The sequence below is a fragment of the Flavitalea flava genome (assembly GCF_054461575.1).
Window position 1 is genome coordinate 422,449 of record NZ_JBTLQH010000001.1, and the last position, 14,980, is coordinate 437,428.

The 14,980-nt window shown below is 45.4% G+C and carries 17 protein-coding genes; 15 read left to right on the forward strand and 2 right to left on the reverse strand.

What is annotated here, in order from left to right; genetic code table 11:
• Positions 1–81: 81 nt before the first annotated feature.
• On the forward strand, positions 82–1,140 hold the full coding sequence (locus ACX0G9_RS01485) for a sterol desaturase family protein (protein ID WP_459063065.1): 1,059 nt from the start codon (positions 82–84) through the stop codon (positions 1,138–1,140).
• On the opposite strand, the gene ACX0G9_RS01490 is transcribed toward ACX0G9_RS01485, so the two are convergent.
• Positions 1,124–1,861: a LytR/AlgR family response regulator transcription factor gene (locus tag ACX0G9_RS01490; protein ID WP_459063066.1), complete on the reverse strand. Its 738-nt coding sequence runs from the start codon at positions 1,859–1,861 to the stop codon at positions 1,124–1,126. The two genes, ACX0G9_RS01485 and ACX0G9_RS01490, sit on opposite strands and share 17 nt — an antisense overlap.
• Positions 1,858–3,009, reverse strand: a complete 1,152-nt coding sequence (locus ACX0G9_RS01495) for a sensor histidine kinase (RefSeq protein WP_459063067.1) — start codon at positions 3,007–3,009, stop codon at positions 1,858–1,860. The genes ACX0G9_RS01490 and ACX0G9_RS01495 overlap by 4 nt, the downstream gene beginning before the upstream one ends.
• Before the next feature lie 118 nt (positions 3,010–3,127).
• On the opposite strand from ACX0G9_RS01495, the gene ACX0G9_RS01500 reads away from it, so the two are divergent.
• The 14 genes from ACX0G9_RS01500 to ACX0G9_RS01565 all read left to right on the forward strand — a co-directional run bounded on the left by ACX0G9_RS01500 (position 3,128) and on the right by ACX0G9_RS01565 (position 14,902).
• Entirely contained in the window at positions 3,128–3,478 is a 351-nt protein-coding gene (locus ACX0G9_RS01500) for an NADH-quinone oxidoreductase subunit A (protein WP_459063068.1), read from the forward strand.
• Positions 3,469–4,032, forward strand: a complete 564-nt coding sequence (locus tag ACX0G9_RS01505) for an NADH-quinone oxidoreductase subunit B (RefSeq protein WP_459063069.1) — start codon at positions 3,469–3,471, stop codon at positions 4,030–4,032. Before ACX0G9_RS01500 ends, ACX0G9_RS01505 begins: the two co-directional genes overlap by 10 nt.
• A 57-nt stretch (positions 4,033–4,089) precedes the next feature.
• The gene (locus tag ACX0G9_RS01510; RefSeq protein WP_459063070.1) at positions 4,090–4,545 is read left to right on the forward strand and encodes an NADH-quinone oxidoreductase subunit C; all 456 of its coding nucleotides are present in this window, start codon (positions 4,090–4,092) and stop codon (positions 4,543–4,545) included.
• Positions 4,546–4,590: 45 nt separating this feature from the next.
• The gene (locus ACX0G9_RS01515; RefSeq protein ID WP_459063071.1) at positions 4,591–5,712 is read left to right on the forward strand and encodes an NADH-quinone oxidoreductase subunit D; all 1,122 of its coding nucleotides are present in this window, start codon (positions 4,591–4,593) and stop codon (positions 5,710–5,712) included.
• A gap of 132 nt (positions 5,713–5,844) precedes the next feature.
• Positions 5,845–6,921, forward strand: coding sequence for an NADH-quinone oxidoreductase subunit NuoH (gene nuoH / locus ACX0G9_RS01520; protein ID WP_459063072.1), 1,077 nt, complete (start codon positions 5,845–5,847; stop codon positions 6,919–6,921).
• Entirely contained in the window at positions 6,909–7,388 is a 480-nt protein-coding gene (locus tag ACX0G9_RS01525; protein WP_459063073.1) for a 4Fe-4S binding protein, read from the forward strand. The genes nuoH and ACX0G9_RS01525 overlap by 13 nt, the downstream gene beginning before the upstream one ends.
• 39 nt (positions 7,389–7,427) lie before the next feature.
• The gene (locus ACX0G9_RS01530; RefSeq protein WP_459063074.1) at positions 7,428–7,970 is read left to right on the forward strand and encodes an NADH-quinone oxidoreductase subunit J family protein; all 543 of its coding nucleotides are present in this window, start codon (positions 7,428–7,430) and stop codon (positions 7,968–7,970) included.
• A 4-nt stretch (positions 7,971–7,974) separates the two neighbouring features.
• On the forward strand, positions 7,975–8,289 hold the full coding sequence (nuoK, locus tag ACX0G9_RS01535) for an NADH-quinone oxidoreductase subunit NuoK (RefSeq protein ID WP_459063075.1): 315 nt from the start codon (positions 7,975–7,977) through the stop codon (positions 8,287–8,289).
• A gap of 32 nt (positions 8,290–8,321) precedes the next feature.
• Positions 8,322–10,268: an NADH-quinone oxidoreductase subunit L gene (gene nuoL, locus ACX0G9_RS01540; RefSeq protein ID WP_459063076.1), complete on the forward strand. Its 1,947-nt coding sequence runs from the start codon at positions 8,322–8,324 to the stop codon at positions 10,266–10,268.
• 30 nt (positions 10,269–10,298) lie between these two features.
• Positions 10,299–11,831 (forward strand): complex I subunit 4 family protein, encoded by a 1,533-nt coding sequence (locus ACX0G9_RS01545; RefSeq protein WP_459063077.1) that lies wholly within the window; start codon positions 10,299–10,301, stop codon positions 11,829–11,831.
• A complete protein-coding gene (locus ACX0G9_RS01550; protein WP_459063078.1) occupies positions 11,818–13,230 on the forward strand; it encodes an NADH-quinone oxidoreductase subunit N in 1,413 nt (470 codons plus the stop codon). The genes ACX0G9_RS01545 and ACX0G9_RS01550 overlap by 14 nt, the downstream gene beginning before the upstream one ends.
• 15 nt (positions 13,231–13,245) lie before the next feature.
• Entirely contained in the window at positions 13,246–13,602 is a 357-nt protein-coding gene (locus ACX0G9_RS01555; RefSeq protein WP_459063079.1) for a hypothetical protein, read from the forward strand.
• Positions 13,603–13,659: 57 nt separating this feature from the next.
• A complete protein-coding gene (locus tag ACX0G9_RS01560; RefSeq protein WP_459063080.1) occupies positions 13,660–13,938 on the forward strand; it encodes an ArsR/SmtB family transcription factor in 279 nt (92 codons plus the stop codon).
• 100 nt (positions 13,939–14,038) lie between these two features.
• Positions 14,039–14,902, forward strand: coding sequence for an oxidoreductase (locus tag ACX0G9_RS01565; RefSeq protein ID WP_459063081.1), 864 nt, complete (start codon positions 14,039–14,041; stop codon positions 14,900–14,902).
• Positions 14,903–14,980: the final 78 nt, after the last annotated feature.

Sequence of the window (14,980 nt, forward strand, 5' to 3'; positions counted from 1 at the left end):
CTAACTTGAAAGCTCCGGCGAGTGGCGGCCTGCCTGCCCTTCGCCGGACTTTTAACCGCTGCCAACCCTGATTGTTTGACTATGGCTATTTTAAACTTCCTGTACAACGAGCTTATTTCCTTTTTTGGAATAGGGAACCTCCTGAAAATGTTCCAAACGGGGGATTATTCCTCTCTGCAAACGGTAGAAGGTATTTTCAGAGCTCTTTCTCCCGTCATTCCGTTTTTATTGGTTATCGAGATTATCCGGGCATCGGTGTATAAGAAATTCCGGATCGAAGATTACCGGATGCCTTTTTTTATTTTCGTGGCCAACCGGTTCTTATCTACTTATATTTCTTTGGCGGTGACGGCTTTTTGCATTGCCAAACTGGGCAGGTTTGCGATTATCCACACGACCTTTACCTGGTATTGGTTTATCTATGGATACGTGGTCTGGGAACTTTCCCATTTTGTCTATCATTTTTTCGGGCACAAAGTGAGATTGTTCTGGTGTCTCCATTCCACCCATCATGCTCCGCAAACCATGAATCTTTCTGTTACGTTTGCCCATTTCTTTTTGGAAGGTCCATATGCAGATGTGATAAGGACCTCCATATGTATCCTCCTGGGGGTGAGCCCTCCACTGCTGTTTTTTATTATGTTCATCGATGGCACATGGGGCGCCTTTATTCATGTTGGGGAAAATATACTGAAGGATGGCCGTATAGGATTTCTGAACAGGATCATCCTGACACCTTCACACCACCGGGTGCATCATGCAAAGAATCCACAGTATATGGACACGAATTTTTGCAACCTGTTGAATATCTGGGATAAGGTTTTTAAGACCTATCAGGATGAAGAACGAACGACGAAGATTGAATATGGGATCACCCGGTCCGTTAATCCGCGGAATTTCCTGGACGTTTATTTCGGTGAGTTCTATTGTCTGGGGAAGGATATATGGAAGGCCCCGGGTCTTAAGAATAAAATTTTATACATTTTTATGCCGCCAGGCTGGAGTCATACCGGCGACCATAAGACGGCTGTTGTTGTCAGGCGGGAATATTTCGATTCCCGGGAAAATAGTACACCCGAGTCTGAAGTTGTGCAACCATCTGAAGTTGCGGGACCACCTGTTTTCATCTCTTCCCGATAAAAGCCATTACATTTTCTTTATAACTGATCCCGATGGGGATCGAAACATTTCCTAATTCTACCGTATTGCCGTAGATCGTTCGGATATGGGATACTGCGACGATATAGGATTTATGGACCCGGATAAATTGCCGCACAGGTAAAGCCTTTTCCAATTCATTCATAGTCTGATGGGTGACAAGTGTATATTCGGGAGTAAAGATCTTCAGGTAATCTTTCATGCTTTGCACATATAAAATCTCCTGAAAATCGACCTTAAAAAATTTGCTGTTTGATTTAATGAAAATATGATCGCGGCCGAAACCGCTTTGGCCTGAATGGTCACCGTCCTTACCCGGACTATCCGGTTCTTTTCCGGCCAGGGAAACCAACCGTCCGTCGGTGATCTTGTTCACTGCCTTGAAAAACCGCTCGAAGGAAATAGGCTTCAGCAGGTAATCGATGACACTGAATTCATAACTTTCCAGAGCGTATTCGGCATAAGCGGTAGTCAGCACTACCAGGGGAGGATCGGGTAAAAGACGTAATAAATGGAGCCCGGTCATTCCGGGCAAACGGATATCCAGGAACATGACATCCACTTCTTTTTCTTTCAACGCCACCAGCGCATCCTGCGCATTGCGGTAAACTCCTACCAGTTCGAACCGGTCGATCCTCTGCAAGTGGCGTTGAATCACTTCCTGCGCCAGTGTTTCATCCTCGACAATGATGCATTTAATCAAACGAATCTGGGTTTTAGGATTAAAGATACTGTGAAAAAATTCTTATTTAAAATGACATCCAACGTATGGGAGTCGGGGTATAAAGTCTCCAGTCTTTCTTTGGCGTTGCGGATCCGCAGACTGCTTTTCCTGGTTTCTTCCTTTTCGGTCTGGATGATATCGAGTTCATAAGAATCCGGATAGAGTAATTCCAGGAGGCTCCTGCTATTCGAAATTCCTTTTCCGTTTATTCTTTTTGCCTGGGTCTCCAGATTGGAATTGGTACTGTTGATCACGTTCAGTACGATCTGGCCGCTTCCCACTTTCAACGTAATATAAATAATGGGTTCGGCAAAAGAACTATCCATGGCATGTTTAAAACCGTTTTCAATAAAGGAGATGAATAAAAAGGGTTCGATAAAAATATTATCCGTTTCCCCTTCTACGGTAAACCGGATATCTGCCTTATACCGGACCTTTTCAATCTCTACATAATTACGGATGAATTCAATTTCCTTGTGGATGGGGATTCTTTCTTCATTACATTCATAGATAAGGTAACGCATGATATCCGCCAGTTTAATGATCACTTCCGGAGTCTGATCCGATTTTTGCAGACTAAGGGAATATATGCTGTTCAGGGTATTAAAAAGGAAATGCGGGTTTAACTGAGCCCGGAGCACCTGTAATTTAAAAAAATTATTTTCTTTCCGCATCAGGGATAAGATGTCTTTTTCATCGACAGCTTTTTTAATAAAGAAGATGGCCATTGCCAGACCCAGCTGAATGATCACCCACAAAATTTCGCGTAAAATCGTTCCGGAATGAAAAGTAAAATAGGTTTGAGCGGCGGGCGTTAATGGGAATTGCAGGATAAGGGAATAGAGCGCCCATAAAAAGGTCACCATGACCAGGACGGAGAACAGACTCAGCAGCACCAGGAAGGCTCTTCTTTTGGGGATCAGGAATACCGGACCCATAGCCCTTGAATAAAACAGGTAGGCAGGGAAAGCCGCTAAATTGACCAGTAATAACAATATCCCTGTTTGTATATCCGTGAAAAAAAGCGTGACGCTGTTGACCAGTGGGTTTATGAGGATAAAAAGTGTCCAGTAAACAAACTCCTCTTTACCGGTATGCTTTCTGATCCTGTCATTATCGTATTCCATAGTTCAAAGCTACTATTACCTGGAAAAATCGAAAATAATTTCGACATAATTGAATTTCCGCCCTCTGAACGGAGGAAATCGTCCTTTTTTTGTTACATTAGTATTATTAACCTTAACCATGGGCAATTCATCCTTACTCGTACTTATGATTGCTGCGGTCAGCTTTGCCGCAGGGGGGATCCTGGTTGCCAAACTGGCCATAAAGGGAACCAAAAATCCGCAAAAGGGCCAGGCCTATGAGTGCGGGGTTCCGGCCAGAGGTATCGGCTGGAATCAGTTTAATGTAGGATATTATCTGTTTGCATTAATCTTTCTGATTTTCGATGTTGAACTGATCTTTTTATACCCCTGGGCTGTCGTGGTTAAAAAGATCGGTTGGGTAGCGTTTGGCGAAATCCTGGTTTTCCTTTTTATACTTTTTATGGGTTTTCTGTATGCGCACAAAAAAGGCGCTTTAAAATGGATATAAAACCAACCATATCGGGTGTTTTTCCCGGCGAAGTGCATCCTACTGCCGGAGGGGGGATCGTGTTGAGTACAATAGATGAGATTATCAACTGGGCAAGATCCAATTCTTTATGGCCATTGGTGTTTGGGACCAGTTGCTGCGCCATTGAAATGATGTCTACGGCTGGTGCAAAATATGATTGGGCGCGATTTGGATTTGAAGTGGCCCGTGCAACTCCGCGGCAGGCAGATGTTATTATCATTGCCGGGACCATCGTCAACAAAATGGCTCCGGTGCTGAAACGTTTATATGACCAGATGGCAGATCCGAAATATGTTATTGCCATGGGGGCCTGTGCAACCAGCGGAGGACCATTTTTTTATAATACTTATTCGGTAGTAAAAGGAGCGGATCATGTGATACCCGTGGATGTATATATTGCCGGTTGCCCTCCGCGGCCGGAAGCTCTGATACATGCCTTGCTTACTTTGCAGGAGAAGATCAGGAGCGGAGCTACCCGGGAACAGATCAGAACACCTGAAGGACAACAAAAAGGGATTCCGGATGCGGAATAATAAAGATGATATGGGGAATAATACAGATTATTAAATGTTGACGCTCAACGATAATGCATGCCAATGGAAGAATGGAAAATAAAGATTGCTGAGCAGTTTCCCGATGCTATTTGGGAGGAGGGAGGCCAGTGGCCGGTCCTGCAGATAGATCCTTTTTCCTGGTTGCCGCTTGCCGGGCAGCTGCGGTCAGGCCCGGAGTTTGACCTTGATTTTCTTTTTTGCCTTACCTGTATAGACTGGAAGACACATTTTACGATGGTTTACCACCTGAGATCCACCCGACAGCTTCACTCCCTGATAGTAAAAGCAAAACTCGACCGTAATCATCCCGAAATAGAATCCGTATCGGCAATCTGGCGCACCGCTGAGTTTCATGAACGGGAAGTCTATGACCTGTTCGGCGTGCGTTTCCTGCATCACCCTGACCTGAGGAGGCTGTTGCTGACGGATGATTGGAAGGGGTATCCGCTCAGGAAAGATTATGAGGACGAGGTCAATATGATCAAACTTTGAAAAAATCAACTGTAGACTGAAGAACTATATTGAGGAATAATTCTGATGAACAATATTGAAGAAATAGGTACAACGGCAGAAGGCGATTTAATCATTAACGTAGGACCACAGCATCCTTCCACGCATGGGGTTTTGCACCTTGTCATAACACTTAACGGTGAAACCATCCGGAATGTCGAGCCCCACCTGGGCTATATTCACCGGTCCATAGAAAAAATGTGTGAAAGCCTTAGTTACAGGCAGTTCATTTACGTCACCAGCCGTATGGATTACCTGTCTTCCCATATTAATAATCATGGCTGTGCGCTCTGTGTGGAAAAGGGTTTGCAGATCGAAGTGCCTCCTCGGGCAAAAGTGATACGGATATTGATGGACGAGTTGACCAGGCTGGCCTCGCACCAGCTTTGGTGGGGAGCGCTGGCAATGGACGTAGGCGCCCTTACTCCTTTTTTCCATGCTTTCCGGGAAAGGGAAATGATCAATGACATTATGGAAGAGACCTGCGGTGCAAGATTGACTATGAACTATATGGTTCCCGGGGGAGTGATGATCGATCTGCATCCGGGATTTCAGATCCGGGTGAAACAGTTCATTACTCATTTTAAATCGAAGATCGATGAATATGATGAATTGGTGACCTGCAATGTGATCTTTCAAAGCCGCATGAAGGGCATCGGATATATATCCGCAGAAGATGCCGTATCCTATGGATGTACCGGACCAACGGCGAGGGGCAGCGGAGTCTCCTGCGATGTCCGTAAACTATTCCCTTATGAAATATACGATCAGCTGAAATTTGAAGAGATCACCGAAACGGGAGGAGATTGTTTTGCCCGTTACCTGGTCCGGATGAGGGAGATGCGTCAATCCTTATCCCTGGTGGAGCAACTGATCGATAATATTCCGGAGGGCGATTTTCAGACCAAAACAAAAGCAGTGCTGAAACTGCCCAAGGGTGAATTCTATTCCATGATCGAAACGGCCCGGGGAGAATTTGGGGTGTATATCGTGAGCGAAGGTGGGACTACCCCTTACCGTATAAAATTCCGGTCACCCGGGTTTTCGAACCTGTCGGCGCTCAATCATATGGCGCGGGGGCATAAGATCGGGGACCTGGTGGCAATCATGGGTACCTTAGATTTGGTGATACCGGATATTGACCGGTAACCCCCCAACCCCCTGAAGGGGGAGTATGAAATACGGAAGATTTTGAATGAATAAATAGAAAAATAAAATGAACGAAACTACCAGAAATAGCAGCGAGTTACCTAACTCCCCCTTCAGGGGGTTTGGGGGGGTATGTTAAGTTTAGAAGGCATTACCCGTTCCATTGATAATTGGTTGAACCATATCTTCAATCCAACGATGGCCTTATTATCCGAAATGGTAATCGTGGGTTTGTGTGTAATTGGTTTGTTCGCCGTTCTGGGGTTGGTCCTGATCATGATGGAACGGAAAGTGTCTGCCTATATGCAGATCCGGCTGGGGCCAAACAGGGTAGGCCCAAAGGGGATGTTTCAAACCACGGCCGATACCCTGAAACTAATGGTTAAAGAAGGCTTGACACCCGATGGAGCCGATCATTTCCTGTTCAACCTGGCTCCATTTGTCGTCATGGTCACCGCCATGCTGGCACTGGCGCCCCTGGCTTTTGCCAAAGGCTTCCAGATCTGGGATATCAATATCGGGGTTTTATATGTCTCTGCCATTTCTTCTGTTTCCGTCATCGGTATTTTAATGGCGGGATGGGCCAGCAACAATAAATATTCTTTGCTAGGGGCCATGCGGAGCGGGGCCCAGGTCATCAGTTATGAATTGTCGGCAGGTTTGTCCATTCTGTCTATAGTAGTACTGACGGGAAGCCTCCGGATATCCGATATCATTGCGTCACAGCAAAACGGGTGGTGGATATTCAAGGGGCATATTACTGCGATCCTGTCTTTTGTTATTTTTCTGATAGCGGTAACTGCAGAGACTAACCGCGCACCTTTTGATCTGGCCGAGGCGGAATCCGAGCTGACGGCAGGATTCCACACAGAATACTCGGGAATGAAATTCGCCTTGTTCTTTTTGGCTGAATATGTGAACATCTTTATCGTATGTGCGATCGGGGCCATTCTGTATTTTGGCGGATGGATGCCCCTTCATATCGGGCAGTGGGAATCCTTTAACCACTTAATGGATTATATTCCCTCTTCCCTGTGGTTTACAGGCAAGACATTCTTTCTTATATTCGTTATCATGTGGTTTCGATGGACATTTCCACGTTTGCGGATCGACCAGTTACTGCATTTGGAGTGGAAGTACTTATTACCGGTCAGTATGTTTAACTTATTGCTCACGACATTGATCACACTTTTGGGATGGCATTTTTAAAAAAATATATATCGGATATCTTCAACGCAGTGCGGTCCCTGTTAAAGGGGATGAGGCTGACCGGTCATTATTTCACGCATCATAAGGAGATCATTACTCAGCAATATCCCGATAACCGGGATACGCTTAACCTTCCCGAGCGTTTCAGGGGGGAAGTAGTCATGCTGCACGATGAACACAACGAACATGCCTGTACAGGTTGTACGGCTTGTGAACTGGCTTGTCCCAATGCCACCATTAAGATCATTACCAAATTCGATGTGACGCCGGAAGGGAAAAAGAAAAAGGCCCTGGATACGTTTGTCTATCACCTGGAGCTTTGTACGATGTGCAATCTGTGTATTGAGGCTTGTCCAACAGATGCGATCAAAATGGCCCAGACCTTTGAACATAGCGTGACAGACAGGAGTCAGCTTACTAAAAAATTAAATGCGCCCGGATCGAAGATCAGGGAAGGTGTGGAATAACCCCCAACCCCTTAAAGGGAGAGGGACAAACAACGTATATTGACAGCTTCGCAGATTATATTTTATATACTGGCCGCTTTTATCCTGGGAACCGGGATTTTTTCCGTTACCTCGGGGAAAATATTCCGTTCCGCTATCTGGCTGTTATTTTCATTGATGGGCATCGCAGGCCTTTACTTCTGGCTGGAAGTGGAATTCATAGCGGCGGTACAGATCGCGGTATATGTGGGGGGAATCGTGGTGTTGATCATTTTTTCCATCTTTCTCACCCACCAATCGGGTAAGGAAATGCCCAAACCACCGGTTCTCCGGAAAATAACCGCTCTGCTGGCTGTCCTGCTGGGATTTGTTTGCACGTATAAGCTGATCAGACAGTATGGTTTCCGTGCCGGGAACAAAAAATTCGACCCGGATGTGTCCCTGATAGGAACTCAGATGATGGGGATCGACGAAAAAGGGTATGCCTTGCCGTTTGAAGTGGTGAGCATTTTATTATTGGCCGCAATGATCGGTTGCATTGTGATTGCCATGAAAGCCAAACCGGACAACCCCTCGGAAAAACCACCCGAAAAAACAATTTAGCCCTATGAGCCAGGTGCCATTATCCCATATCCTATTTGTAAGCACGGCCTTGTTCTTTACAGGTATGTACGGTTTGTTCACCAGGAGGAATATGATCTCCATGCTGATGGCCGTCGAATTGATCCTGAACAGCGTGAACATCAATTTTGTAGCCTTCAATAAATATCTCTATCCGGATAAACTGGATGGAGTTTTTTTTACCCTTTTTATCATAACCATAGCGGCCGCGGAAGCGGCGGTCGCCATAGCTATCATCATCAATTTATACCGTAGCCACCGATCCATCGATGTGGAAGAGGCTACGGAAATGAAGTATTAGATCAACCGGAATGAACCATTAGATCAACAAAAATGAACTACTTTTCTTACCTCGCGTTGATTCCTCTTTTACCCCTGGCTGGTTTTGTCCTGCTGGGGTTGTTCGGCAGGAAATATTTCCCTAAAAGCGGAGGAGTATTGGCCTGCCTGGTTTTGGCGGTTTCTACGGTACTTGCTTTTTATACTGCCTGGCAGTATTTTTTCGTAGACGGAAAAGTACACGGTATTTATCAGCCGGTTATATCCCTGCGATATACGTGGTTGTATTTTTCTTCCGGTTTATCCATCGATATGGGCATCCTGGTGGACCCGGTTTCGGTGATGATGCTGGTCGTAGTTACTTTTGTATCGCTGATGGTGCATTTATTCAGCCTTGGATATATGAAAGGAGAGGAAAGATTTAGTACCTACTATGCCTTCCTGTCTCTGTTTACTTTTTCCATGCTTGGTTTGGTGCTTTCTTCCAATGTTTTTCAGATCTATATCTTCTGGGAATTGGTCGGCGTGTCTTCTTATTTGCTGATTGGTTTTTATTTTGAACGGCCTGCAGCTGTAGCGGCATCCAAAAAAGCCTTCATTGTCACCCGGTTTGCGGACCTTGGTTTTTTAGTGGGTATCCTGATCCTTTCTTTTCATGCCGGCAGCCTCGATTTTCAAACGATCATCAGACGGCTCACGGATCCTCATTCTTCCCAATTTATCAGCATCACCACGACTTCCTTTTTAGGGATATCCCTGCTTTCCTGGGGCCTTGCCCTGGTGTTTATGGGCGGGGCAGGTAAATCGGCTATGTTCCCCTTGCATATCTGGCTACCGGATGCCATGGAAGGACCAACACCGGTATCGGCACTGATCCATGCGGCAACGATGGTTGTCGCCGGTGTATTCCTTGTTGCCCGTTTGTTCCCCCTGTTTTCCCTGGAAGCCGGGATCCTGCAACTGGTTACCTGGGTGGGGGCCTTTTCTGCAATCTTTGCTGCCGTCATTGCCTGTACGCAAACCGATATCAAACGTGTCCTGGCTTTCTCTACCATGTCCCAGATCGGTTATATGTTATTTGCCTTGGGGGTTGCAGGGGATGGATATACGGCTTCACTTTTCCACCTTTTCACCCATGCTTTTTTTAAATCCCTGCTTTTTCTTTGTGCGGGGGTTATCATACACCTGGTACATAGTAATGAGCTAAAGGACATGGGGGGACTCCGGAAATATATGCCCCTGACGCATGCCGCCTTTCTGATCGCCTGTTTGGCTATTGCCGGAATACCGCCTTTCTCCGGTTTTTTCAGTAAAGAAGAGATTTTGGGTGCCGCCTGGAATGCCAACAAATGGGTTTATGGGATTGGCCTGATCACTTCCGGCATCACGGCCTTTTATATGTTTCGGTTGTATTTCTCTGTTTTCTGGAACAAAGAAACAATCGGGCCAGGTATTCCAAACGAAAAGGCAAAAAAAGAAACCTCTCCCGGCGATGGGACCCTGAGCATGAAGATCCCTCTTGTTTTACTGAGTGCAGGGGCATTATTGGCGGGGTTCATCCCATTTTCACATTTTGTGACGCCAGATGGGAAAGGGTTTGACAGCCCGGTCTCCCTGCGCTTTTCCATCGCACCGGTACTCTTGGGATTGGCAGGCATCCTGCTGGCGGCCAGGTTGTATCGTCGCCAAAATGAAGGTCCTCAACGGATCGCCGCATTATTGGGAAAATTTTATCAGGCAGCATGTAAAAAATTCTATATCGATGAATTTTACCTGTTTATTACAAAAAAGATCATATTTAATGGCATCGCCAGACCCTCCGCCTGGTTCGATACACATATAATCGACGGAATGGTGAATGGCATTGCTGCCATAATGGGGAAGATAGCGGGATGGATCAAAGGAATACAATCCGGAAAACTGCAACAATATGTTCTTTACTTTTTTGCAGGGGTGCTGGGATTGGCTATTTTATTTATTTACCGGATTTTTGGAAATTGATATAATGAACCGGATTTTGAAACATAATTTATGAATCTGAACCTCCTTGTTTTATTGCCTTTTATCACTGCCCTGACGATCCTTTTTTGTAAAGGAGTAAAGCAGGTAAGGTTGGTAGCGGTATCCGGAACTTTTCTGCAGGTCATATTAAGTTTTGTTCTGTTAATCCTTTACTGGAAAGAAAGAGCGGCCGGCAATAACGCCATTATGTTATTTGAAAGCGGGTTTGACTGGTATGCCCCGCTTCATATCCGGTATCATACAGGAATAGATGGAATCTCGATCTCGATGATCCTGCTAACAGCCCTGGTCGTATGGGCCGGGGTATTGATCTCCTGGAACATGGAAAAATTAAGCAAGGAATTTTTCTTCCTGCTTTTACTGCTCAGCGCAGGGGCTTACGGATTTTTTATTTCCCTTGACCTGTTTACCCTTTTCTTCTTCCTGGAATTGGCGGTCATTCCCAAGTTTATGCTGATTGGCATATGGGGTAGCGGGAAAGCCGTTGCCGGAAAAAGACCGGGGGACTTTGCCACCTACAGTGCGATGAAGCTGGCCCTGATGCTGATGGCTGGTTCAGCCCTTGTTTTTGTAGGATTAATGGGTATCTATTATCATTCCGATACGGGCAATGGAATACATAGTTTTGATCTGTTACAAATTGCTGCGATGCACCTGCCGCTGGAAGTACAGAAATTATTTTTCCCTTTTGCCTTTGTTGGATTTGGGGTCTTCTCCGCTTTGTTCCCTTTTCATACCTGGGTGCCTGACGGCCATTCCTCTGCACCTACTGCAGCCTCCATGTTCCTGGCCGGTATTTCCATGAAATTAGGGGGTTATGGTTGTTTGCGGGTAGCAACCTTCCTGATGCCGGAAGGAGCCCATTATTACTCAGGGATCATCGTACTGTTGTCTGTTATTGCCATTCTGTATGGCGCATTTGCCACGATGATGCAGACCGATCTTAAATATATCAATGCGTATTCATCTGTCAGTCATTGCGGATTTGTATTACTCGGTATCGGCATGCTTACCCAAACGTCTGTTACCGGGGCGGTCATGCAGATGGTCTCCCATGGGTTAATGACCGCGCTTTTCTTTGCCTGCATCGGTATGATCTATGACCGGACGCATACCCGGGAATTGGCACGTTTGGGGGGGCTTTTAAAAATGATGCCTTTTATATCTACCATTTTTGTGCTGGTTGGTTTATGTTCCCTCGGGTTACCGGGCTTAAGCGGATTTGTAGCGGAAGTGACCGTATTCATGGGTTCCTGGGAAAGGACTGATGGCTGGTACCGGCTGGCCACTATCGTTGCCTGCGCTTCTATAGTGGTGACGGCCGTATATATTCTCCGGGCTGTGGGAAAAGTGATTATGGGGCCTGTTGCCGATCCGTCATTTCATAATCTGGGGGATGCCGGATGGAATGAAAAACTGGCGGTGTTTATCCTGATGGCGGGAATAATTGCTATTGGCGTGGCGCCTTTCTGGCTGAATGAACTTATCCGGCCGGGCGCTGAATTTATCATGCAGAAATTAACTATTTATGGCGCCAACTGATTTTTTCGTTTTATTGAAACCGGAATTGCTGGTCACCCTTATCCTCTTTACCATACTATTTTTAAAGATGGCGGATAAGGATAAAGATCAGGAAGGAATGTTGAGAACGATTAATATTTTGCTTGGAGTAAATGTGGCAGTTGGATTTTTTTATAACCGTTCCGGTCAACTTTTTGGCAATACCTTTCACACGGATCAGTTGATAACGCTGGAAAAAAATATGCTCAGCCTGGGAACCCTGATCGTTTCACTCCAATCCAAACAATGGTTACGGCAGCATAAACATGTGCCGGAGTTCTATATGTTGTTATTGGCTACTTTATTAGGTATGTTCTTTATGGTATCCGCCGGGAATTTGCTTTTATTTTTTGTAGGGTTGGAGCTTGCTACCATTCCGCTTGCGGCGCTGAGTAATTTTGATCTGGACAAACGGGTTTCCTCCGAGGCTGCCTTTAAATTCATACTTTCTTCGGCCTTTTCCTCCGGTTTGCTCTTATTCGGTATTTCCCTGGTCTACGGCACAACCGGTACGCTTGATTTTGGGGAGTTAGCCATAGCATGGACAGGTGCGCCTATTCAATTATTCGCATTTGTTTTATTATTATCCGCCTTTGGATTTAAGATCTCCGTCGTACCTTTTCATTTATGGACGGCAGATGTATACGAAGGTTCTCCGGTTGCGGTGACAGCCTATCTGTCGGCTGTTTCAAAAGGGGCATTTTTGTTTGTGCTGATCCCTGTTTTATATACTGTCTTCAGATCTATGGAAGGGTTCTGGTATCCTGTCATTTGTTTGCTTGCTGTTCTGACGATGATCATTGGTAATTTATTCGCCCTGCACCAGCAAAACATGAAACGTTTCCTGGCCTTTTCCTCCATTGCCCAGATGGGGTTTATTTTGATCGGTATCTCAGGACAATCGGATACCGGCAGCACTTCGGTCATCTATTTTGTAATGGTCTACCTGTTTTCCAATCTGGGCGCTTTTGGGGTCGTTGCCCTGATGAGCACGGTTGCCGGTAAAGAAAAGATCGATGAGTATAAAGGACTTTACCGGTCCAATCCATTGTTGAGCTGGGTATTGACGATCTCCCTTTTTTCTTTGGCAGGAATTCCGCCGACAGCGGGGTTTTTTGGTAAATTCTTTTTACTGATGGCGGGTGCCGGCAAAGGTAATTATGCTTTGATCATCCTTGCTGCTTTGAATATGGTGATTTCGTTATACTATTATCTTCGGGTCGTGAAAACCATGTTCATGGATCAAAATGAAACCCCGGTTGACAAAGTGACGGTTGGTTTTTCATCGAAGATGGCACTTGTCATTTGCCTGGGCGGTATTTTGATAACTGGGTTGGCCAGTGGCGCTTATCAATACATTTATTTATTAATTACCGGATAAAATTGCCCGATAAAAATGCCTATCAATCAAAATCATTTATTTGACGAACTGGACGGTATAAAATGCGCGATTGTCGAAAAAAACGCCCTGCCCGAAAGGGTTGATTTTCTGCGACCTCTGTTAACCTGGAACGGTTATACCGTCGTCGTGGTTCCCAGCCCTCCCCCAAAATCTGCACCAGCCCCCGCTGCTGTTCCGCCGTCTCCTATTCCCGAATCTTATACGCTGGGAGTAACGGATCTGACCTTTAATCCTACCAATGCGATTTTTGGCCGTTTACTCCGAACCCAGGAAGGACATATAGTAACACTGGCCTACTGGAAACAGCAGGAAAAAAAATCCCATGACGAGGTGCCCTATTTTGAGGCATAAAGAAGAATTTTTTGCTGGTTTCTTTAAAATAGATACATTTGCATTTATCAATGTATTATGATCACTAATAAACAATTTGAAAAGATATCTAAGGCTCTTTCTGACAGCAACCGGATAAAGGTTCTGGAGGCTATCAAAAAGAATAAAGGTCAACTCCCTTGTAATGCATTATATGAAATATTGAATATTGCACAGCCATCGGTTTCTCATCATATCAAAGCTCTTACCGATTGTGAAGTTGTATTGGCCGAGAAGGACGGGCGCAATCTTACCCTGAGGATCAACGATGAATTATTGGATGGATATGTTGAGCGGATCAATAAATGGAAGAGTTGACAAAAAAAGAGCAGAGGGATAAACTTTTTTTTACTCAAAAACATAGACGTATGTCTATTCGTATATGTGATAAACAAATAAATAAGACAAAATAAAAGTTATGAAAAAAAGAACATGGTTTATAACGGGCGCATCGACAGGATTAGGCCGGAGTCTTTTAGAAGCAGTGCTGGCAGCCGGAGACAGGGCAGTAGCCGTTGCCAGAAAGATCGAAGGATTAAATGATCTGGCAGCACAGTATCCGGAACAATTACTAGCGCGGGCCGCTGATGTAACAGCCCCTGAGACTATTGAACGGGTAGTATCGGAAACGCTGAAGAAATTTGGAACGGTGGATGTATTGGTGAATAATGCCGGATACGGGGTATTCGGATCAGCTGAGGAAACCAGCATGGCCCAGATCCGCCAACAGATGGAAGTGAATTTTTTCGGAGTTGTTGCCGTTACTCAGGTCTTGTTGCCGCTCATGCGTAAACAAAGATCGGGTCAGATTTTCAATATTTCTTCCGCAGGCGGTTTTGTTGGCTTTCCCGGAGCTGCCTTTTACAGCGCGTCTAAATTTGCCATCGAAGGCCTGAGCGAATCCCTGCGGGCAGAATTGTCTTCCCTGGGAATAAAAGTAACCATTGTTGAACCAGGTGCCTTCCGGACCTCTTTTAATAAGAGCGGCTCCATGGAAATTGCCGAACGGAACATCCCCGATTACGCAGATGGCGCTTATAAAATGATTGACTGGCTGCAAGGAAATGACGGCAAACAACCTGGAGATCCGGCAAAAGCGGCCCTGGCCATAATAATGGCGGCCAGGCATGATAACCCTCCGGAAAGATTGGTATTAGGCGAAGATGCTTACAGTGTGGTAACCCAAAAGCTGGAAAAGGTCAAACTCGAAACAGAAGAATGGAAGGAGTTGGTAGGAGACCTGGCTTTCGAAGGAGTGGAAATCGTTAGTATCGGGGGGTAAGTTAACGTTTAACAAAATAAATTCAACATACCCATTCCATAGAACGGTCGGTAACCATGATCTGAAAAAATAAAAAAA